The 20,035-nt window shown below is 68.3% G+C and carries 16 protein-coding genes; 4 read left to right on the top strand and 12 right to left on the bottom strand.

What is annotated here, in order from left to right:
• Window positions 1-2: 2 nt before the first annotated feature.
• Entirely contained in the window at window positions 3-1,001 is a 999-nt protein-coding gene (locus ACIQF0_RS29900) for an alpha/beta hydrolase (protein WP_401034705.1), read from the top strand.
• Here the strand turns inward: ACIQF0_RS29900 and ACIQF0_RS29895 are convergent.
• Entirely contained in the window at window positions 998-3,010 is a 2,013-nt protein-coding gene (locus ACIQF0_RS29895) for a putative bifunctional diguanylate cyclase/phosphodiesterase (RefSeq protein WP_401034702.1), read from the bottom strand. The two genes, ACIQF0_RS29900 and ACIQF0_RS29895, sit on opposite strands and share 4 nt — an antisense overlap.
• Before the next feature lie 174 nt (window positions 3,011-3,184).
• Window positions 3,185-4,003, bottom strand: coding sequence for an SAM-dependent methyltransferase (locus tag ACIQF0_RS29890; protein ID WP_401034699.1), 819 nt, complete (start codon window positions 4,001-4,003; stop codon window positions 3,185-3,187).
• 181 nt (window positions 4,004-4,184) lie between these two features.
• On the opposite strand from ACIQF0_RS29890, the gene ACIQF0_RS29885 reads away from it, so the two are divergent.
• From ACIQF0_RS29885 to ACIQF0_RS29875, 3 genes are read left to right on the top strand one after another with little or no spacing between them, the layout of a single operon-like run.
• Complete coding sequence (locus ACIQF0_RS29885; protein ID WP_401034696.1) at window positions 4,185-5,495, top strand: cytochrome P450; 1,311 nt, start codon at window positions 4,185-4,187, stop codon at window positions 5,493-5,495.
• Between the two features lie 18 nt (window positions 5,496-5,513).
• Window positions 5,514-6,503: an alpha/beta hydrolase gene (locus ACIQF0_RS29880; RefSeq protein WP_401034694.1), complete on the top strand. Its 990-nt coding sequence runs from the start codon at window positions 5,514-5,516 to the stop codon at window positions 6,501-6,503.
• A gap of 13 nt (window positions 6,504-6,516) precedes the next feature.
• On the top strand, window positions 6,517-6,840 hold the full coding sequence (locus ACIQF0_RS29875) for an MGMT family protein (RefSeq protein WP_319980147.1): 324 nt from the start codon (window positions 6,517-6,519) through the stop codon (window positions 6,838-6,840).
• A gap of 619 nt (window positions 6,841-7,459) precedes the next feature.
• Here ACIQF0_RS29875 and ACIQF0_RS29870 read toward each other — a convergent pair.
• The 10 genes from ACIQF0_RS29870 to ACIQF0_RS29825 form a co-directional block, all read right to left on the bottom strand.
• On the bottom strand, window positions 7,460-8,101 hold the full coding sequence (locus ACIQF0_RS29870) for a sirohydrochlorin chelatase (RefSeq protein WP_401034691.1): 642 nt from the start codon (window positions 8,099-8,101) through the stop codon (window positions 7,460-7,462).
• The gene (locus ACIQF0_RS29865) at window positions 8,098-9,189 is read right to left on the bottom strand and encodes a uroporphyrinogen-III synthase (RefSeq protein WP_401034688.1); all 1,092 of its coding nucleotides are present in this window, start codon (window positions 9,187-9,189) and stop codon (window positions 8,098-8,100) included. The genes ACIQF0_RS29870 and ACIQF0_RS29865 overlap by 4 nt, the downstream gene beginning before the upstream one ends.
• Window positions 9,186-9,497 carry a nitrite reductase small subunit NirD gene (nirD, locus tag ACIQF0_RS29860; protein ID WP_319980150.1) on the bottom strand — a complete coding sequence of 104 codons (312 nt, stop codon included), beginning with the start codon at window positions 9,495-9,497 and terminating at the stop codon, window positions 9,186-9,188. Before nirD ends, ACIQF0_RS29865 begins: the two co-directional genes overlap by 4 nt.
• On the bottom strand, window positions 9,494-11,950 hold the full coding sequence (gene nirB / locus ACIQF0_RS29855; RefSeq protein WP_401034686.1) for a nitrite reductase large subunit NirB: 2,457 nt from the start codon (window positions 11,948-11,950) through the stop codon (window positions 9,494-9,496). The genes nirD and nirB overlap by 4 nt, the downstream gene beginning before the upstream one ends.
• Before the next feature lie 111 nt (window positions 11,951-12,061).
• Window positions 12,062-13,366: an MFS transporter gene (locus ACIQF0_RS29850; protein ID WP_401034683.1), complete on the bottom strand. Its 1,305-nt coding sequence runs from the start codon at window positions 13,364-13,366 to the stop codon at window positions 12,062-12,064.
• A gap of 97 nt (window positions 13,367-13,463) precedes the next feature.
• The gene (locus ACIQF0_RS29845; protein WP_401034680.1) at window positions 13,464-14,879 is read right to left on the bottom strand and encodes an FAD-dependent oxidoreductase; all 1,416 of its coding nucleotides are present in this window, start codon (window positions 14,877-14,879) and stop codon (window positions 13,464-13,466) included.
• Complete coding sequence (locus ACIQF0_RS29840) at window positions 14,876-16,795, bottom strand: molybdopterin oxidoreductase family protein (protein ID WP_401034919.1); 1,920 nt, start codon at window positions 16,793-16,795, stop codon at window positions 14,876-14,878. Before ACIQF0_RS29840 ends, ACIQF0_RS29845 begins: the two co-directional genes overlap by 4 nt.
• Before the next feature lie 105 nt (window positions 16,796-16,900).
• A complete protein-coding gene (locus ACIQF0_RS29835; protein WP_360037537.1) occupies window positions 16,901-17,698 on the bottom strand; it encodes a TIGR02569 family protein in 798 nt (265 codons plus the stop codon).
• Window positions 17,699-17,786: 88 nt separating this feature from the next.
• Window positions 17,787-18,959: an adenylyltransferase/sulfurtransferase MoeZ gene (gene moeZ, locus ACIQF0_RS29830; protein WP_093602300.1), complete on the bottom strand. Its 1,173-nt coding sequence runs from the start codon at window positions 18,957-18,959 to the stop codon at window positions 17,787-17,789.
• A 79-nt stretch (window positions 18,960-19,038) separates the two neighbouring features.
• On the bottom strand, window positions 19,039-20,034 hold the full coding sequence (locus ACIQF0_RS29825; RefSeq protein WP_360037540.1) for a DUF3152 domain-containing protein: 996 nt from the start codon (window positions 20,032-20,034) through the stop codon (window positions 19,039-19,041).
• Window position 20,035: the final 1 nt, after the last annotated feature.

The following is a 20,035-nucleotide window of genomic DNA, read 5'->3' as shown; positions in this document are numbered from 1 at the left end:
CCATGCGTTTCCGTCGGCTCTGTGCCGCCGTGCTGCTCGCCGCGTTCATACCGGTACCCACGCCGGCAAGCGCTGCGCAGACCACTTGCGAGGACGTGTACACGCCCGTTCAGTTCGGGCTCATCCGGCAGACGATGTACGGCAGGCTCTGCGTTCCGCAGGGAGCGAAGACGGTTCAGGTGCTCGTCCCCGGCGGCACGTACACCGGCGGGTACTGGGACATCCCGGTCGACGGCGAGACCCGTTCGGTCACGCGGGCGATGAACGGCGCGGGCGTCGCGACCATGGTCGTGGACCGGATCGGCTCCGGTAAGAGCACCAAGCCGCTCAGCATCCTCGTGGACGTCCCGAACCAGGCAGAAGCGGTGCACCAGGTAATCCAGAACCTGCGGCCGCGGTTCACCAAGGTGCTCGTGGGCGGGCACTCGATCGGCTCGGCCATCGCGATGGCCGAGGCGGGCAGGTACCGCGACGTCGACGGCGTCCTGATCACCGGCATGACGCACCAGTGGGACTACGTCAGGGCCGTGCCCGCGCTGACCAACCTGATCCCCGCCCCGCTCGACGCGAAGCTGAGCCTGCGCGGTCTCGACGTCGGCTACCTGACGACGGTGCCGGGAAGTCGCTACACCATGTTCCACGCGCCGGGCCCGAACGTGCCCGCGGTGGTGGACCTCGACGAGGCCACGAAGGACGTCGTCTCGGCCGGTGAGTTCGTCACCACGGCCCTGATGTCCAACCTCGTGCTGCCGGTGAGCGCCCTCATCGACGTGCCGGTACTGACCATCCAGACCTCGGCCGACTACTTCTGCGGCACCCCGCCGCTCGGCGCCGACTGCTCGTCGTCCGACGCGCTGGTCAGGTCCGAGAAACCGTTCTACCCCAAGGCACCTCGGGTGGACGGCTTCGTCGTCAACGGGTACGGGCACGTCTTCAACTTCGACACCGCGACCGCCCTGCGCTACCACGACACCGTCACCGCCTGGCAGCGCGGCATCTAGACCAGCTTCTGCAGGAACTCTCCCGCGTCGAGCGGGGAACCGAGGTGGGCGCCGATCGCGAGGTCGGCGCCCATTTCCGTCCACCACTTGGCCTGCTCGGCGGTCTCGATGCCGTCGACGCACAGGTTGACGCCGAGTTCGCGCACGGCGGGAACCAGTGCGGCGGAACGGGGATCCTGCCTGCGCACCAAATCCTGTGGCACGAGCACGGACACCACCGGCAGTTCCGAGAGCCACGCGAGGTCGCGCGGGCCGAGGCCGAAGTCGTCGAGCGCGATCCGCACGCCCATGTCCGCCAGCGTGCTCAGGCTGTCCGCCGCGCTGGCCACGCCCAGCACGCCGACCGGCATGCTCAGCGTCAGCCTGCCGCGCGGCATCCCCGTCTCCTCCAGCACCTTCGCCACCCGTGACACCAGGTCCGCGTCGGTCGACTGGTGGTGCGTGAGCCGCACGCCGAACTGCTGGTCGAGCTCGCCGCGCTGTCGCCACCACTGCGCCTGGCCGGCCGCGATCCTGATCAGCCACTCGCCCATCGGCAGGATGAGGCCGCTCTCGTCCGCGAGTGCGGCGCAGCGGTCCGAAAGATCCCAGTGCAGCAAGGCTTCGACGCCGGCCAGGTCGCCGGTCGCCAGTTCGCGCACGGGCCGGTAGACCACGCCGATGTCGCCCTGTTCCCACGCTCCGGGCATCACCACGGCCAGCGCGGCGTCCCGCCGTCCGTCGGCGTCCTCGCTGGTGTGGAACAACTCCCACTGCCCGCGGCGGTCGCGCTTGGCCTGCCGCAACGCCAGATCGGCCGTGCGCAGCAATTCCACCGGGTCGACGTCGGGCAACGGCCGGTGCACCACGCCCGCGCTCACCGACACCGCCAGGCCGTGACCGTCCACATAGGTCGGTTCGCCCAGGTCGGCGTTGACGGCCGCCATCGTGGTCGCGATGTCCGGGGTCAGCGCGGTGTTCTCCACGACGACGCCGAACTCGTCGCCGTCGAACCGCGCGATCATGGTCTTCTCGTGCGACAGCACGGCCCGCAGCCTGCGCGCGACGTGCTGGAGGAGGTGTTCGCCCACCCGTGCGCCGAGGCTGTTGCACACCAGGCCGAACGCGTCGAGGTCCAGGTGGAAGATGGTCACGCCGAACTCGGGGTCGGCCCTGCGCAGCACGGTTTCCAGGTGGGTGGTGAAGAACTGCCGGTTCGGCAGCCCGGTCAGCACGTCGTGCAGCGACTGGCGGCGCAGTTCTCCCTGCAGCAGCGCCAGTTCCGTGTCGTCGTCCGCCATCACCAGGACGTGGCTGGGCTTGCCCTCGTCGTCCCGCAGCAGCGACGCCGTGAGCGTCACCTTGGCGAACTCGCCGTCACCGCGCACGAGGTGCATCGGTTCCCGCTCGAACTCGTCGCGTTCGGACAGAACCCGTTCCATCATCTCGCGGAACACGACGATCGACGTCGGCGCGATGAGCTCGACGAGACGGGTGCCCGGCTCCGGCGGACGTCCGATGATCACAGCGATCGAGTCGTTGCCCCACGCGAGGCGCCCGTCGAGGCCGACGATCAGGACGCCGTTGGTGGACGAGGACGCGATGCCCTCGAACTTCGCCTCGCTCTGGCGCTGATCCCGTTGCGCGTCATGGGCGGCCTTGAGCAGCGACCGCTGCATGCTCTCCTGCTGGTCCAGGATCGAGCGCGCCCGCGCCGCGGTGAAGCCGCACGTCAGCGCGCCGATTCCGCCGACCACGCGGACGGTGTGCTGGTCGCTCGCGCTGAACTCCTCCAGCGCCAGCAAGCCTTTGCCGAGGACGTCGACGGTGCGCTTGAGGCCGGGCTCGTTCACGTAGCCGAGAGCCACGAGCCGCTCGCCCACCTCCTCGAACGGAGCAGGGTCGAACGGTTCGCTGTGCAGCGCCGCGCACAATGCGTCGAGCTGGGCGCCCAGTTCGGCGTCCAGCTCATCCCTGCTCAGCGCGACTACGACGACACTGCTGAGCAGGTAGCTCCACTTGCGCGACAAGGCTTCTCGCGCTCGGACGGCGGCGGTGTCCGTGGGTGGAGCGGCATCGGGTCTTCGGCTTGGATTCGTCATTCCCGTTGCCCTGTATGGGTTGGAGAGTGTCCGGCAGTTTACCCACCGGCAGTCGGCGCCCATTGCGCCAACCGTGTGATCCTCCGACACTACAGCGTGGTTTCAGTCCTTACGACCGACCCCAGCGTACAAGAACATGTTCATCGACGCCTCGTCGGCGAAATCCCCAGGTCCGAACGGGCGCCACTCCCCGCACCCGACCAGACCGGGCTCCACCAGGGAAAAGCCGTCGAACAACGCGCTGACCTGCGCGTGCGTGCGCATGTGCATCTGGTCGGCGCTCTTGCTGCTGTTCACCACCGCGGCGGCCTGGTCGACGTTGTCGTCGATCTGGTCCCTCGCCACGTGCGTCAGCGCCAGGAAGCTGCCCGCGGGCAGCGCGTCGCGGTAATGGGCGACGAGCTTCTCCGGACCGTCTTCGTCGGGCACCCAGTGCATCATGAGCAGCATCAACAGCCCGACCGGTTCGTCGCGGCGCAGCAACCGCCTCACCTCGGGACTCGACAGCACGGCCTCCGGGTCGCGCATGTCGGCGTGCACCACGGCGGCGTTCCTGTTGTCAGCCAACATCAATTCGCTGTGCGCGACGGCGATGGGGTCCTTGTCGACGTAGACGACGCGCGCGGCCGGGTCGCGTTCCTGCGCGACCTCGTGCACGTTGGCGACGGTCGGGATGCCGGAACCGATGTCGAGGAACTGGCGAATCCCCTGGTCCACCATGAAGTTCACGGCACGGCCGAGGAATCTTCGGTTGACCCTGGCGACGTGGCGCAGCCCTGGGACCAGGGTCTCGATCTGGGAACCGACCTGCCGGTCCGCGGCGAAGTTGTGGGCGCCACCGAGGATGTAGTCGTAGACGCGGGCCATGCTCGGGACGTTCGTGTCGATGCCGAGTGGCACCCAGTTCTGGGTTTCTGCCACGGTGAACACCTCTTCGGTCGTTCGTGGCGGTGCGGGATGACGCACGAGCTTAGTCACCCGAGCGGCGTGCGCACTGAACCATCAGAGTGATGGGGAACCACCCGTTCAGGCACTGTCGTCTTACCCCAAACGGCTCCTAGGGTGGTCCGTCCCCATTCGGCCCAACTCCTCAGGAGTCCGAATGCCCGTCCCGGTGGCTCCCCGCCGCTGGCCGTTGCTCGGGCACACCCCGTCCATGCTCGCCCACCGCGCCAAGTTCACCGACGCGTTGCACGAACACGGCGACGTGGTGCGTCTCGACCTCGGCCCACTGCACGCGCACTTCGTCACGAGTCCTTCGCTGACTCACGAAGTGCTTGTGTCGCAAGGATCGAAGTTCCGCAAGGGCGCCATGTTCGACAAGTTCCAGCCGTATCTCGGGACGGGCCTGCTGCTGTCGAACGGCGAGTACCACCTGCGCCAGCGCCGGATGATGCAGCCGGCCTTCCACCGGGAACGGATTGAAGCGTATGCCTCGACGATGGCTCGTGCTGCTGCTTCGCTGGCTGCGCGCTGGCAACCAGGCGAGATCCGCACGATCGAGAACGACATGCAGGAGCTCGCGGTCACGATCGTCGGCGAGACGCTCTTCTCGACGGAGATCGGCAAACGAGCGGTCGCGGAGGTCCGCCGGTCCATCTTCACGGTCATCCAGCAGGGGATGATCCGCGCGCTCTCCCCGACTTTCGTCGAGAAACTCCCGCTTCCGGGCAACAGGGAGTTCGACGCGGCCATCGCCCGCATGAAAGCCGTTGTGCTGCAGGTGATCGAGAGCTGGCGCGCGGACGGCACCGACAACGGCGACGTCCTCTCCATGCTGCTGCTGGCGGAAGAAGACGGCACCCGCATGACCGACCAGCAAACGTACGACGAGGTCCTGACCCTGCTGACGGCAGGCATCGAGACCACCGCGATCGCGCTGGCCTGGGCTTTGTACGAGGTCGGCAACGACCAGGAGATCGAACGCCGCCTGCACGCCGAGGTCGACGAGGTCGTGGGCGACCGCCCGGTGACGTTCGCCGACGTCAAGTCTCTGCACCACACCGCCCAGATCGTGCAGGAAACGCTGCGCAAGTACCCGATCTGGTTCGTGATGCGCCGAACGCTGACCGAAGTCCAGCTGGGCGACGCGTCGTTACCCGCGGGCGCAGAGGTGATCGTCAGCCCCCACGCGTTGCACCACGACGAGCGCTACTTCCCCTCCCCGGAACGCTTCTGGCCCGACCGCTGGACCCCGGAGTTCACCGCCTCCTTACCGCGCGGCGCGTTCATCCCGTTCGGCGGCGGCAACCGCCAGTGCCTCGGCAACACCTTCGCCCAGACCGAGATCGTCATCACCCTCGCGACCATCGCGCAACGCTGGCGCCTGGTCCCGACCCGTCCGGCGCGCGTGAAGTTCACCTCCGCGCCGTACCCCAACGGCCTGCTCATGAAGGCCGTCCCCCGCAACTAGCCGGAAGGTAGTTCTCCCATGCGTTTCCGCAGGCTCACCGCCGCGGCTCTGCTGGCCACCGGAACCTTGTTAGCCCCGCTCCAAGCCCACGCCGCCACGTCCTGCCAGGACGTCGCCTACCCCGTGCGAATCGGCCTCACCCCACTGGTGACCTCGCAGGAGACCATGGCGGGCAGGCTCTGCGTCCCGGCGGGCGCCACCACCGTGCAGGTCCTGATCCCAGGCGGCACCTACGACCGCACCTACTGGGACGTCGGCTTCGAACCGTCGACCCACTCGTTCACGCAGTCCCAGAACAACGCGGGCTTCGCCACCCTCGCCCTGGACCGAATCGGCACCGGCAGGAGCTCCAAGCCCCTCAGCGCCTTCGTGACGGCCTCGACCCAGGCCAGCGCCGTCCACCAGGTCATCGACACCCTGAAACCCCGCTTCACCAAGGTGATCGTCGCCGGCCACTCCATCGGCTCCGCGATGGCGCTGATCGAAGCAGGCACGAACCGCGACGTGGACGGCGTCCTCGTCACCGGCTTCACGCACAAGATGAACTACATAACCGTAGTCCCGGTGCTCGCCAACATGATCCCGGCGGGCCTGGACCTCGGCTACCTCACGACGATGCCCGACACCCGCTACAACTCGTTCCACAAACCGGGCCCGCTGATCGCAGGCGCGATCTCGTTCGACGAGGCCACCAAGGACGTCTTCGCCGTAACAGAAGCCGTGGACACGATCCTGCTCAACACGGTCATCATCCCGATCTCAAGCAGGATCAACGTCCCAGTCATGATCGTCGTCGGCAACGACACCCACTTCTGCAGCGCGGGCGTCCCCCTGATGGGCAGCGACTGCTCCTCCCCAGCCGCCCTGAAGGCAGACGAGGCCCCGTTCTTCCCAGCGGTCCCCCGCCTCGACACCTACATCCTCAACGGCTACGGCCACTCCATCAACTACGCCCCGAACGCCCCGGACTACCTCGCCGCCGTAGCCAGTTGGTCCAGGGGCATCTAGCTAGAATCGCCGCATGGACGAAGAGATCCACGAGCGAGTCCGCGAGTTCATCAAGGCGATCCCACGCGGACGAGTAGCCACCTACGGCGACATCGCAGATCTCGCAAAGGCGCCGTCGCCACGGCTGGTGGGCCGAATCCTCAACGAGGACGGCCACGACCTGCCGTGGCAACGCGTGCTCAAGGCAGACGGCACCTGCGCCCAACACCTCCGCGACACGCAACTCCAAATGCTGCACGAGGAGGGCGTCCCGAACCTCGACGGCAAGGTGAACCTGCGGGAGTACCGCTGGGAGGACGCCCGCAAGGAAGAGCCCGAGGTACCGGGCCTCTGGTAGGCGACAAGGCACGCCCACTGCCTGAGCGACCACCCTCGCAAGGCGACAACTCGCACGCAGCGCGCCCCCTCCGCTGGAACGTGACAAGCCAACGCAAGCCGACCCGCACGGCCGAGGCCCGCCACGCAACCCGCCTCGCGCGGTGTCACCCGCACTCGCCAACGCAAGGCGACCTCGACGAAGGCCCGGCGCGCGGTGCCAACAGTCGCCCACCAACGCAAGGCAACCACGTACGAAGCCGGGCGTGGCGATGCGAAGCGAGCCGTCTGAACCTAGAGCGCCGGGTAGCGGTGCACCCCGCTCATGGCGATTGGGGCTTGACCTTGAGGGGCTGGGTGCCACCCTGTCTGGGCTCGGCCGGGGCGCTCTTCACCCCGGTCTTTGAGGCCGACTACGCACCCAGCTAGAGGCTCAAGGTCAAGCCCCAATCGCAACCCCGCACTTCGTCACTACCCGCGCGCCCACCCTCGCAAGGCGACGGAACGTCAGGAACGCGACCAACCCCGCTGGAACGCAACGGCCCGCACACATCGAGACCCGCCCGGCCCCGCCAGCGAAACTCAACCCCTGTCAAACCACCCAATGGAACAGTTCCATTGAGGTCGTTGACCATCCGCCCTCATGCTGTTCGCAGCACAACCGCCCGAGCCTCGCAGTACTTGCGCAACAAAGCATCGACCACAAGAGGATGCGCCCCGACCGGTTCGGAAACCACATCCGCACCGCACTCGGCGAGCGACCCGTGGAATGCCCCAGGTGCCAAGAGCCACGAGGCAACGGCCACGCGGCGCCCCCGCAGCCCGGCAACGACGTCGGGCACGCGGGGCGTCGCGGTCGCCACGTACCCAACGGCGGAAGCCCCGATCAACGCAGCCGCGGCACGCACAGTCGCCAACGCCCGCGCATCAGACGATCCCGCCGCGGCGAGCACAACTGCGTCGCCGCGGCGGACACCTGCCTCCCGCAACCGATCGCGCACGGCCGGCACCGCGTCCAGCCCCAGCGGCGACGTCAGCACCACCCCGGGCCGACGCCCGATCTGCGCGGGAATGTCAACACGAACGTGATAGCCGGCAGCCAAGAACACCGGCACCACAACGCAAGGCCCGTCCACAACGGACCGGACATCGGGCTGCACCACGTCCGCGAACGCAACCTCCACAGGAACGTCCACGCAGGAACGGACCTGTCTCGCAATCTCCGCACACACCGCAATCCCACGCGGATCGCGCGTCCCGTGAAACGCCAGCACAAGTCTCACGCGGGCTCCATCGCAAGCCGATAACCACGCTTCACCACAGTGCACACCATCTGCGGCGACCCCAAAGCAGTCCGCAACCGCCCGATCGCAGTCTCCACAGCGTGCTCCTCCCCACCAGAAGGCAAGGCAGCCAACAGATCCTGCCGTGAAACCACCCGCCCGCGAGCAGCGACCAACGTCCGCAACACAGCCATCGGCGCCGGAGCAACAGGCCGCAACTCACCGTCGATCACCACAGCCTGCGCCCGCATCTCCATGTCCAGAGAAGCGATCCGCAACCGCAACGCACGAGAAGGCAACTCCAACGCCAACTCCCGAACCATCGACCCGATCCGAGACCGAGCAGGCTGCACAACAGGAATCCCGGCGGCAACCAACGGCCCAGCGGTGATCGCACCAACCCCGACCACCAGAACATCCCGGCGCAACGCAGAAACCAAAGCCCCGTAATCGGGAGCCGTCCGCAGGACAGACGAAGCCGCAGGCGCCGACGTGAACGTCAAAGCATCCACCTGCCCGGCGACCACAGCCTCGATCAACCGCTGCAACGGCCCCAAATCCGCCGGCGGCTCCCACCGATAGACAGGAATCTCGACGACCTCAGCCCCAGCAGCGGCAAGGGTGTTCACAAAATCCGGCAACGGCTCACCGTGCAACTGAACAGCGACGCGCTTACCGGACACCCCCATCCGCAACAGGTACTGCAACAACTCGGCGTTCGACTCGGACGAAGGCGACCAGGCCTCAACCAGCCCGGCAGCCCGAACCGCCCCCTTGGCCTTGGGCCCACGAGGCAACACCACAGCGCCTTCCAACGCACGGTGCAACCGCCCAGCCAGCCCCCACCCCTCAGCAGCCTCGAACCATCCGCGGAACCCGATGGCCGTGGTGGCCACGACAACATCGACAGGCGAAGCCACCAGCTCCAACGTCGCGGCGTGCAAAGTGGCGTCGTCAGGCAACGGAACAATCCGCAAAGCCGCACCGTGCAACACCGACGCACCCTTGCGCTCCAGCATGGCGATGAGCTCGTCGGCACGACGAGCCGCCGTGACGCCGATGGTGAAGCCCGCCAACGGCCCCGTCATGTCAGCTCCACGACGCCGTCGCGCACTCGCACTTCATGCACGGCGACGGAAACGGAAGGCTGGTCCAGGCACTTGCCGGTCGCCAGCTCGAACGCCTGCTTGTAGACCGGTGACACCACGACGGGAACGCCACCGCGGTCGCCCACGATGCCCCGTGACAACACCGCGGCCCCGCTGAACGGGTCGATGTTGTCCAACGCGTGCACGGAGCCATCAGCGGTCAGGAACACCGCCACTTGAGAGCCGTCCGGCAGCAACGCCGCGACACCCTGTTCCGGACGCAACACACCAAAGTCACAGACGATCACCTGACGACCTCCGGGATGCCGAGTTGAACGGGGACGCGCTGACCACGCTCGGAACGGAACTCGATCGTGGGATCAGGAGTGCCGGGCGCGTTGACGAACGACGTGAAGCGAGCGAGCTTCTCCGGGTCCTCGAGCACCCCGCGCCACTCGTCGGCGTAGTCGGAGACGTGCTCCGCCATCGCCGCTTCCAGCTCCTCGCAGATGCCGAGCTCGTCGTCGACGACGACCTCGCGCAGGTGGTCGAGCCCGCCGTCGAGCCCCTCCAACCACACCGAGGTGCGCTGCAGCCGGTCCGCCGTGCGGATGTAGAACATCAGGAACCGGTCGATGATCCGAATCAGCTCCGCTGTATCCACATCGGACACCAGCAGGTCCGCGTGCCGGGGCGTGAAGCCACCGTTGCCGCCGACGTAGAGGTTCCAGCCGTTCTCGGTGGCGATCACACCGAAGTCCTTGCTGCGGGCTTCGGCGCACTCGCGGGCGCAGCCGGAGACGGCCGACTTGAGCTTGTGCGGCGACCGGAGGCCCCGGTAGCGCAGCTCCAGCGCGATGGCGAGCCCGACCGAGTCCTGCACGCCGTAACGGCACCAGGTCGTGCCGACGCAGGACTTCACCGTGCGCAACGCCTTGCCGTACGCGTGCCCGGACTCGAAGCCCGCGTCCACCAACCGGCGCCAGATCAACGGCAGCTGGTCGACAGTCGCGCCGAACAGGTCGATGCGCTGGCCGCCGGTGATCTTCGTGTAGAGCCCGTAGTCGCGCGCCACCTCGCCGATGACGATCAGCTTCTCCGGTGTGATCTCGCCGCCGGGGATGCGCGGCACGACTGAGTACGTGCCGTTGCGCTGCATGTTCGCCAGGAACCTGTCATTGGTGTCCTGCAACGAGACCTGAGCCTCGCCGAGGATGTGCCCGTTGTTCAGCGATGCCAGGATCGACGCCACCGCCGGCTTGCAGATGTCGCAGCCACGGCCGCTGCCGTGCTTCGCGACCAGGTCGCTGAAGGTGGTGATCCGGGTGGCACGGACGATCTCGAACAGCTCCGCCCGCGAGTACGTGAAGTGCTCGCACAGCGCTTTGGACTGCTCGACACCGCAGTCGGTCAGCAGCTTCTTGAGCATCGGCACGCACGAGCCACAACCCGTGCCCGCCTTGGTGCACGCCTTGAGCTCCGCGACATCGCAGGCGACACCGGACTGAATCGCGTCGGTGATCGTCTGTTTGGTCACCGCGTGACACGAGCAAACCTGCGCGTCCGCGGGCATCTCGACGTCGACAGCCCCGCCCGGCTGCAGCAGTGCCGCCGGAACTTCCTTGCCCACCAACGGCCGCAGCGACAAGTAGGACGACGCGTCACCGACGAGCACGCCACCCAGCAGGGTCTTGGCGTCGTCCGACACCACGAGCTTGCTGTAGGTGCCGGCCACCGCGTTGTTGACCACGACTTCCAGCGCACCTTCAGTGGCAGCGTGCGCGTCACCGAACGACGCCACGTCCACCCCGAGCAGCTTCAGCTTCGTCGACATGTCCGCACCGGGGAACACCCTGGAGCCTCCGCCGAGCTGGTCCGCGACGGCCTCCGCCATCGCGTAGCCGGGAGCCACGAGCCCGTACGTCATACCCTCGACCGAAGCGCACTCGCCGATCGCGAACACCCGCGGATCGGCCGTCCGGCAGGCGGCGTCGACCAGGTAGCCGCCGCGCGGCCCCAGCTCCAGCCCCAGCTCCAGATCGGTGCGCGGCCGGATACCCGCGCTGAACACGACGACGTCGAGGTCCAGCTCGACACCGTTGGCCAGCTTGGCGATCAACCGCGTACCGTCGCGTTCGATCGAGGAAGCCGAAGTGCCGGTGTGCACGGTCAGGTCGAGCTTCTCGACCAGCCGCTTCAGCAGCCCGGCACCGCCCTCGTCGACCTGGATCGGCATCAGTCGCGGCGCCATCTCCACGACGTGCGGCGAGACTCCCATGCCGCGCAACGCGTTGGCCGCTTCGAGCCCGAGCAGGCCACCGCCGAGCACCATGCCGGAGTGCCGTCCAGGCCGGTCGGCGGCCTCGATCGTCGCCCGGATGTCGTCCAGGTCGTCCACCGTCCGGTACACGTGGCAACCGGGCAGGTCGCGACCCGGAACGGGCGGCACGAACGGCACCGAACCGGTGGCCAGCACCAGCGCGTCGTACGTGACCTCGACACCGGACGCACCGACCACGACACGACGTTCCCGGTCGACGGACACGACCTTCTCGCCGAGCCGGATCTCGCAGCCGCTCAGCGGCGTGAGCTCCAGATCGGCGAAGTTCCAGCTGTCCACATAGGACGACAGTGCGACCCGGTCGTAGGCGGGGCGGGTCTCCTCACCGAAGACCACGATCCGCCACGACGAGTCACGGAGGATCTCAACGAGCCGGTGGCCGACCATGCCGTTGCCGATCACGACCAGGGTCTGGGTCATCGGGCATCCCTCCTTCGCCCGGTATGCTCACCGGGCGGCGTGTCATCCCAAGGTCCGCGACATTTCGCGGGTGTTAAAGGAAACTCTCTTCGCAGTTCAGAGCGTTGTGCGTCACACGCCGGCGTAGGCGAGCGAAGGACGTGCCGCGAACACGTTGCGCCGCAGGTAGAACCACCACGTGGTGCCGACGCAGAGCCCGTAGAAGACCAGGAAAGCGGTCAGCGCGGGCGTCAGGCTCTTCGAAGCCCCCTCGAGCGAGAACTTGAAGACGAGGTTCACCAGCACCCCACCGGCCGCGCCGATCGCCCCCGCGATGCCGACGACGGCGGCGGCCTGCCGCTTGGCCGACTTGTCGCAGTCCGACTGGGTGCGGAAGATCGCCGGGATCATCCGGTAGGTCGAGCCGTTGCCCACCCCGGCCAGCACGAACAGCGCGATGAACGAACCGAAGAACAGCGCGAAGTTCCGCAGGTCGACGCTGAGGATCACACCGACCGTGCCCACCCCGAGCCCGACGAACGTCCCGAGCGTCACCTTCGCGCCGCCGATCCGGTCCGCGAGCCAGCCGCCGAGCGGCCGGGCCACCGAGCCGATCAACGCGCCGAGGAACGCGAGCGCCACCCAGCCCTTGTAGTCCACGAAACTGATCTTGATCAGCGACGGGAACGCGAACGAGAACCCGATGAAGGACCCGAAGGTGCCGATGTAGAGGAACGACATCACCCAGGTGTGCGGGTTCGACAGGGCGAGTTTGTACGACTGCCCGTCCGGCTTGGCCTGGGTGAGGCTGTCCATGAAGAACCACGCGCACGCCGTGGCCAGCACGATGAACGGCATCCAGATCAGCGCCGCGTAGGCGAGGTGGATCCCGGTCCCGATGGTGATCACGATCGGCACGATGAGCTGCGTGATCGCGACACCGAGGTTGCCGCCGGCCGCGTTCAGGCCGAGCGCCAGGCCCTTCTTGCCTTCGGGGTAGAAGAACGAGATGTTCGCCATCGACGACGAGAAGTTGCCGCCACCGAGCCCCATCGCGGCCGAGGTGAGAAGGAAGAACCAGTAGGGCGTGCCCGGCGTCGACACCGCGTAGGCGAGCATCGCGCACGGGATCAGCAGCAACCCGGCGCTGATGGTCGTCCACACCCGGCCGCCGAAGCGCGGCACCGCGAACGTGTACGGCACCCGCAGCGCGGCACCGACCAGGTTCGGCACGATCAGCAGCCAGAACTGCTGGCCGACGCTGAAGGTGAAGCCGACGGAGCCGAGGCTCACGACGACGATGCTCATCAGCACCCAGACGCTGAAACCGAGGTTCTCCGCGAGAATGGAGAACGCGAGGTTCTTGCGGGCGATCCGCTTCCCCTTGCTCTCCCAGAACTCGGGCTTCTCCGGCTCCCAGTGGTCGATCCAGCTCATTGAAGTCCTCCGCGGGGTCGGCGTTGCCGGGAAACCTAGGAACCGCTCATTACCAGGGGGTTCTGGCCGATGACGGCGGCGGCAACTCCACCGCACATCACGCCGGGGCGGGCTGTGAGGCCCCGAGCCAGTCGATCAACCCGCACACCGCGTCCTTGCACCCACCGCAGCCGGTCGTCGCGCGAGTGGCCTCCGCGAGCTGCGGCAACGACTCCGCGCCTGCCCGCCAGGCCGACACGATCTGTCCTTTGGAGACGGTGTTGCACCGGCAGATCACCGCGCTGGACGGCAGATCGGCGGGTGACGCGGCCTCGGCGGGCAGCGCCCTGCCCAGCAACAACGCCAGACGGTCGGTCGGCGCGGGGATGCCGCGGTCGTAGAGCTGGGTGATCGTGGCGGCCGCGTCCGGTGCGCCGAGCACGATCGCGCCCGCCACCCGGTCGTCGCGCAGCACGAGCTTCGCGTACCGGCCGCGCGAGGGTTCCTGGAAGCACAGTACTTCGGAGTCCGGGCAATCGATGTCGGTGTGTACTTCGCCCAATGCTGCCAGGTCGACGTCGCGCGCTTTCAACCGCGTGACAACGGAAGTCCCCCGGTAACGAGCGGCCGGGTTCGCGCCGGTCAGCCGGTCCGCCAGCACGGCAGCCTGGTCCCACGCGGGCTGCACCAGCCCCGACACCGTGCCGGGGTGCTGGGCGCAGTCCCCGATCGCGTGGATCCGCGGGTCACTGGTGCGCAACGCGTCGTCCACGACGATGCCGCGATCGACGGTCAGTCCCGCCTTCACCGCCAACGACGTCTCGGCGCGCACTCCCGCCGACACCACGACGAGTTCGGCGGGAACGTGGGTGCCGTCGTCGAGGATCAGGCCGTCGCCGGGAAGGTACTTGGCGGCCATCGCGTTCAGCCGGAACTCGATGCCGAGCTTGCCGAGCGTGCGGGCGAGAACGCTGCCGGCACCGGGGTCGAGCTGGCGTTCCATCAGATGGCCGACGGGATGCACGACGGTGACCAGGCAACCACGTCCGGCCAGGCCACGCGCGGCCTCGATGCCGAGCAGGCCGCCGCCGAGCACCGCGACGGGAGCGCCCTTGTGGGCCTTGGCCTCGATCTCGGCGCAGTCGTCGAGGGTGCGGAAGGCGACGACACCGGGAGCGAGCTTGCCGTCCTCCACCAAACCCTCGGCGGGCGGCACCCAGGGCACGCTGCCGGTGGCGATGACCAGTGAGTCGTAAGGAATTCCGTCGACCGTCCGGCCGACGCGGTCGATCTCGCGGACCTGGGTCCCCAGCCGCAGGTCGATGTCGTGCTCCGCGGCCCACCTGTCGTCGTGCAGCCGCGTCGACTGCGGCGTCATCGAGCCCGCCACGACGGTCGACAGCAGCACCCGGTTGTACGCGGCGTGCGGTTCCGCACCCACGACCGTGATGGAGATCTCGGAGTCCCGCCGGCGCAACTCGTCCGCCAGCCGCGCCCCTGCCATGCCGTACCCGACGATCACCACTCGCCTCATGCCGGCTCCAATCGCACAGCGCAGACCTTGAACTCGGGCATCCGGCTCGTGGGATCGAGCGCGGGGTTGGTGAGCAGGTTCGCCCGGCCGTCACCGGGAAAGTGGAACGGCAGGAACACCGCGTCGGCACGCATGCTCGGCACGCACCGGACGACCGCCGTCACCGTTCCCCGCCGGGACACGACGTGCGCGGACTCGCCAGCGGCAAGCCCCGCCCGCGACGCCGTGTCGGGATGCACTTCCACGTACATCTCGGGAACGGCCGCGAGCAGCTCGCCGATCAGCCGCGTCTGCGCTCCCGACTGGTAGTGCTGCAACACCCGTCCGGTGGTGGCCTGCAACGGGAACTCCGCGTCCGGCGGCTCTGCGGGGCCGCGGTGGTCGACGGGGATGAACCGCGCCAGCCCGTCGGGATGCGCGAACTCGTCGAGGAAGAGCCTTGGCGTACCAGGATGATCCGCCGACGGCACCGGCCAGTGCAGCTGCTCGGACTCCAGCCGCTCGTAGGTGATGCCGGAGTAGTCGGACAGACCGCCGGCGGACGCCCGTCGCAGTTCTTCGAAGACCTCGACGGGCGCGACGGGGAACTTCGACCCGACGCCGAGCCGCGAAGCCAGTCCGTGCAACAGCTCCAGGTCGCTGCGGACGCCGGGAGGTGGGTCGAGTGCCTTGCGGCGCCTGATGATCCGGCCTTCGAGGTTGGTCATCGTGCCGTCTTCCTCTGCCCACTGCGTCACCGGGAACACGACGTCCGCCATCGCGGCGGTCTCCGACATCACGAAGTCCGCCACCACCAACAGGTCCAGAGCCTTGAAGCGATCGACGACACCGGACGCGCGCGGTGCCGACACCACCGGGTTGCTGCCGAACACCAGCATCGCCCTGATGTCGTCCGCCACCAGCAGTTCGTACGCGCTGCGCCCGGGACCGGGCAGCCACGACACGTCCCAGACGTCCATGATGTGCTGCCGTGCAACGGGATCGTCGATCTTGCGGTAGCCGGGCAGCTGGTCGGCCTTCTGCCCGTGCTCGCGCCCGCCCTGGCCGTTGCCCTGCCCGGTCAGGCAGCCGTACCCGGAGCCGGCGCGGCCGGGAAGTCCCAGCGCCAGCGCCAGGTTGATCCACGCCGAGACGGTGTCGGTGCCGGACGCGTGCTGCTCGGTGCCGCGCCCGGTCAGCACGTACGACCGCCCTGCCAGCATGTGCACGGCGGCGCGTTGGTCAGCGGCCGAAACACCCGTCACGCGTTCGACGCGCTCGGGCCACCACCCCGCCGCCACCCGCCAGGCTTCGTCGAAACCCGAGGTCCTGGAGGTGATGTACTCCTTGTCAATCACGCCCTCGATGACCGCCGTGTGCAGCAATCCCAGTGCCAGCGCCAAGTCCGTGCCCGGCGCGGGCTGCAGGTGCAACGTCGCGCGCTCCGCGGTCGGTGTGCGGCGCGGGTCGATGACGATCAGCCGCGCGCCCTCCAGGTGTCGCAGGAACGGCGGCATGGTCTCGGCCGGGTTCGAGCCCGCCAGCAACACCGTGTCCGCGCCGCGCAGGTCGGTCATGGGGAACGGCAGGCCTCGGTCCAGCCCGAACGCCCTGTTGCCCGCGGCGGCGGCCGACGACATGCAGAACCGGCCGTTGTAGTCGATCTGCGAGGTCTTCAACGCGACGCGCGCGAACTTCCCGAGCGCGTACGCCTTCTCGTTCGTCAGCCCGCCGCCACCGAACACGGCGACCTCGTCGGGTTCGTAGCCGGAGATCCGCGCCGCGACGAAGTCCAGCGCCTCGTCCCAGGACACCGGCTGACCGTGCAGAAGAGGCGTGGTGAGCCGGCCGGGATGGCGCAGCAGTTCCCCCGCCGTCCAGCCCTTCTGGCACAGCCCACCGGGACCAGGTGCCACCTGGCCGTCGATGACGCTCATGGAGCACTGCAGCGCGCAGTAGGGGCAATGGGTCACGCCGCTGACGCTAAGAAGCCCGCGTTAACCCGATGCTCCCCAATGTTTCGTCGGTGGAAAATGGCCCGCTCAGAGCAGTGCCGTCACCTGGTGAGCAGCTCGTTCCAAGCCCGCAAACGACTGTGGCGTTGACAACGGGTGCAGCGCGTGCACGGCCAGCCGGAACAGCATCGCGCGCACGAGCGCCTGTTCCCACTCGGCCTGGTGACTCCACCGGTGGAACAGGCCGGAGTCCGCGCCACCCCAGGCGACGGCGTCCACCGCGATCACGGCGGCGGCCCACTCGGCAGGACGCCAGTAGGCGGTGAAGTCGATGACGGCCGGCGGCGCGTTGCCCGCGAACAGCACGTTGCCGAACAGGTCGCCGTGCACGACCTGCGATTTGAGGTTGAGGGGCTTCTGCGCGTCCTTGAGCAGGTCGAACAGCCTGCCGCCGAGGTCGGCGTCGAGCGGCACGTCCTCCTCGCCCCACGCCTTGCGGTCGGCGACGGCGAACACGTCGGTGCGCGCGTCGAGGAAGCGGGGCTTGGGCAGTTCGGCCGTGGCCTGGTGCAGGCGCTGGGCGACGGCGATGACCTCGTCGTGACGCGCCTCTGCCCGGCCGGCCAGGAACTTGGTGGCGGACCAGCCACCGACGACGTACCTGCCGTCCGTGGAACGCAGGGGTCTGCCGATGCGCAGGTGGTGGACGTCCAGACCGTCGAGGGTCTTGGCGATCCAGGTGGCCTCGGCGGGCCTGGGCGCGGGCCTGATCGTGGCGTCGCCGCAGCGCCAGGCGGGGCCGCCGTCGATGAGCTCTGGCTCGGCGTCACGTGCCCCGAACGCCGCACGCACGTGCGCTGGGGGCGGTTCGGGGGACCGGGTCACGGTCGGGCACGCTACCTGCATAGACCGTCCGGGTGGTGGACCCCGACACGCCGTGATGTCGCGCCACCACCCGAACAGCCCATAGCCGTTAGTACGTTGGCAGGCTGGGGTCGACCTCGCGAGCCCAGGCCAGCACACCGCCACCGACGTGCACGGCGTCCTTGAAGCCCGCCTTGTGCAGCGCCGCGAGCGCCTCCGCCGAACGAGCACCGGACTTGCAGTGCAGCACCAGCGGCTTGTCCTGCGGCAGCTCGGAGAACGCCTCCCCGGACAGGATCTTGTCCTTCGGGATCAGCACCGAACCGGGGATCCGCACGATCTCGAACTCGTGCGGCTCACGCACGTCCACCAGCAGGAAGTCCTCGCCGGACTCCTGCTTGTGCTTGAGCTCCAGAGGCGTGATCGTGTTGCCCGCGGCCGCCTGCTGCGCGTCCGTGGACACGACACCGCAGAACGCCTCGTAGTCGATCAGCTCGGTGATCTTCGGCGACTCCGGGTCCTTGCGGATCTTGATGGTCCGGTAGCTCATCTCCAGCGCGTCGTAGACCATCAGGCGGCCCAGCAGCGGGTCGCCGATGCCCGTGAGCAGCTTGATCGCCTCGGTCACCATGATCGAGCCGATCGACGCGCACAGCACGCCCAGCACGCCGCCCTCGGCGCACGACGGGACCATGCCGGGGGGCGGCGGCTCCGGGTAGAGGTCGCGGTAGTTGAGGCCCTGGCCGTCCGGGGCGTCCTCCCAGAAGACGCTGACCTGGCCCTCGAACCGGAAGATCGAACCCCACACGTACGGCTTGCCCAGCAGCACCGCGGCGTCGTTCACCAGGTACCTGGTGGCGAAGTTGTCGGTGCCGTCGAGGATCAGGTCGTAGTCGCGGAAGATCTCCAGCGCGTTCTCGGAGTTGAGGTGCGTCTGGTGCAGGATCACCTTGACGAACGGGTTGATCTCGGCGACCGAGTCGCGTGCCGACTCCGCCTTGGGGCGGCCGACATCGGACTGGCCGTGAATCACCTGGCGTTGCAGGTTCGACTCGTCCACGACGTCGAAGTCGACGACGCCGAGCGTGCCGACCCCGGCCGCGGCCAGGTACAGCAGTGCCGGGCTGCCCAGGCCGCCCGCGCCGACGACGAGCACCTTCGCGTTCTTCAGCCGCTTCTGCCCGTCCACCCCGACGTCCGGGATGATCAGGTGCCGGCTGTAGCGCGCGACTTCTTCCTTGGTCAGCTCCGCGGCTGGCTCAACGAGCGGCGGAAGCGCCATGCTGGTCCTCCTCGACGAATGTCTCCGTGTCCGAGACAACGTCTACCCTGCCTCGACTCTTCCCCGTTGGAAAGCTGTCTCAGCCTGCGGGAAACGCGTTCGGCGTGCAGACCTTGCCATCAGCGGGAACAACGTCCTGACCCGCGTTGAGCTGTGACACGAAGTCGTTCGAGACTCCGAAGGTCTGCTGCATCATCACGGGGGCGGGCGCGCCGTTCTCCCCGCAGGCCGCGTGGCCGTTGCCCAGGGCGTGACCGACCTCGTGATTGATCACGTAGGTGCGGTATCCGGCCAGGTCAGGGCCGTAGACCATGGCGCCGCGCACCCAGCGGGCGACGTTGATGATCACGCGCTTGGTTCCCGGGTTCCAGCAGGAGGTCTCGAACGGGATCTCCTTGCCGCAGAGCGTGTGCGTCGTCTTCGTCGTGGTCAGCGCCACGAAGAAGTCCGGGTTCTGGTTCGCCTCGACCCGCTGCAACGCGACCTGCTTGGTGCCGACCCAGCTGCGCGGATCGGACAGGATTCCGTCGATCGTGCGGGCGAACGCGGCCGGGTCGTCGTTGAAGTCGGCGGGCTTCACGCCGTCCTCGACGGCGATCGCGTACTTGCGGAACTTCGGCGCGTTCGCCTCGCCGACGCGCGGACCGCTGCCGGCGATCACCTTGAACGTGCCGACGCCGTCCTGCGAGAAGTCAGGACCGGCCGGCAACTCGGCGGTCGGGATCTTCAGGTCGGGCTTCTTGGCCGGCAACTCGGTGGCGGGCACCTCAGGCGTGCTGGCCGGGGTCTCGGCGGCGTTCGTGCTGCCGCCGTCAGCGGCCCCCGGCGCCTTCGGCTGGACCGTGTCGAGCACCACCAGCGCGGTCAGCACGAGAAGCACCGGGATCGCGTAGATCCGCCACCCGTAGTTGGCGACGAGCTTCTTCACGCCGCGGCGTCTGGGGGGCCTCCGCAGGGCCTGCGTGCCCTCCGGTTCCCAGGCGGCCGCGAGCGGTTCCGCGCTGGTCCGGCGCTCGCCACGGCGGTAGCGGTCAGCGGGCGGAGCAGTACGTCCTCGCTCGGGGGCGCGATTCACG

Origin of the sequence: Lentzea sp. NPDC092896 (assembly GCF_044754905.1) — a bacterium.
Classification (GTDB): Bacteria; Actinomycetota; Actinomycetes; order Mycobacteriales; family Pseudonocardiaceae; genus Lentzea.
This window is presented reverse-complemented; position numbering and strand designations above follow the sequence as displayed.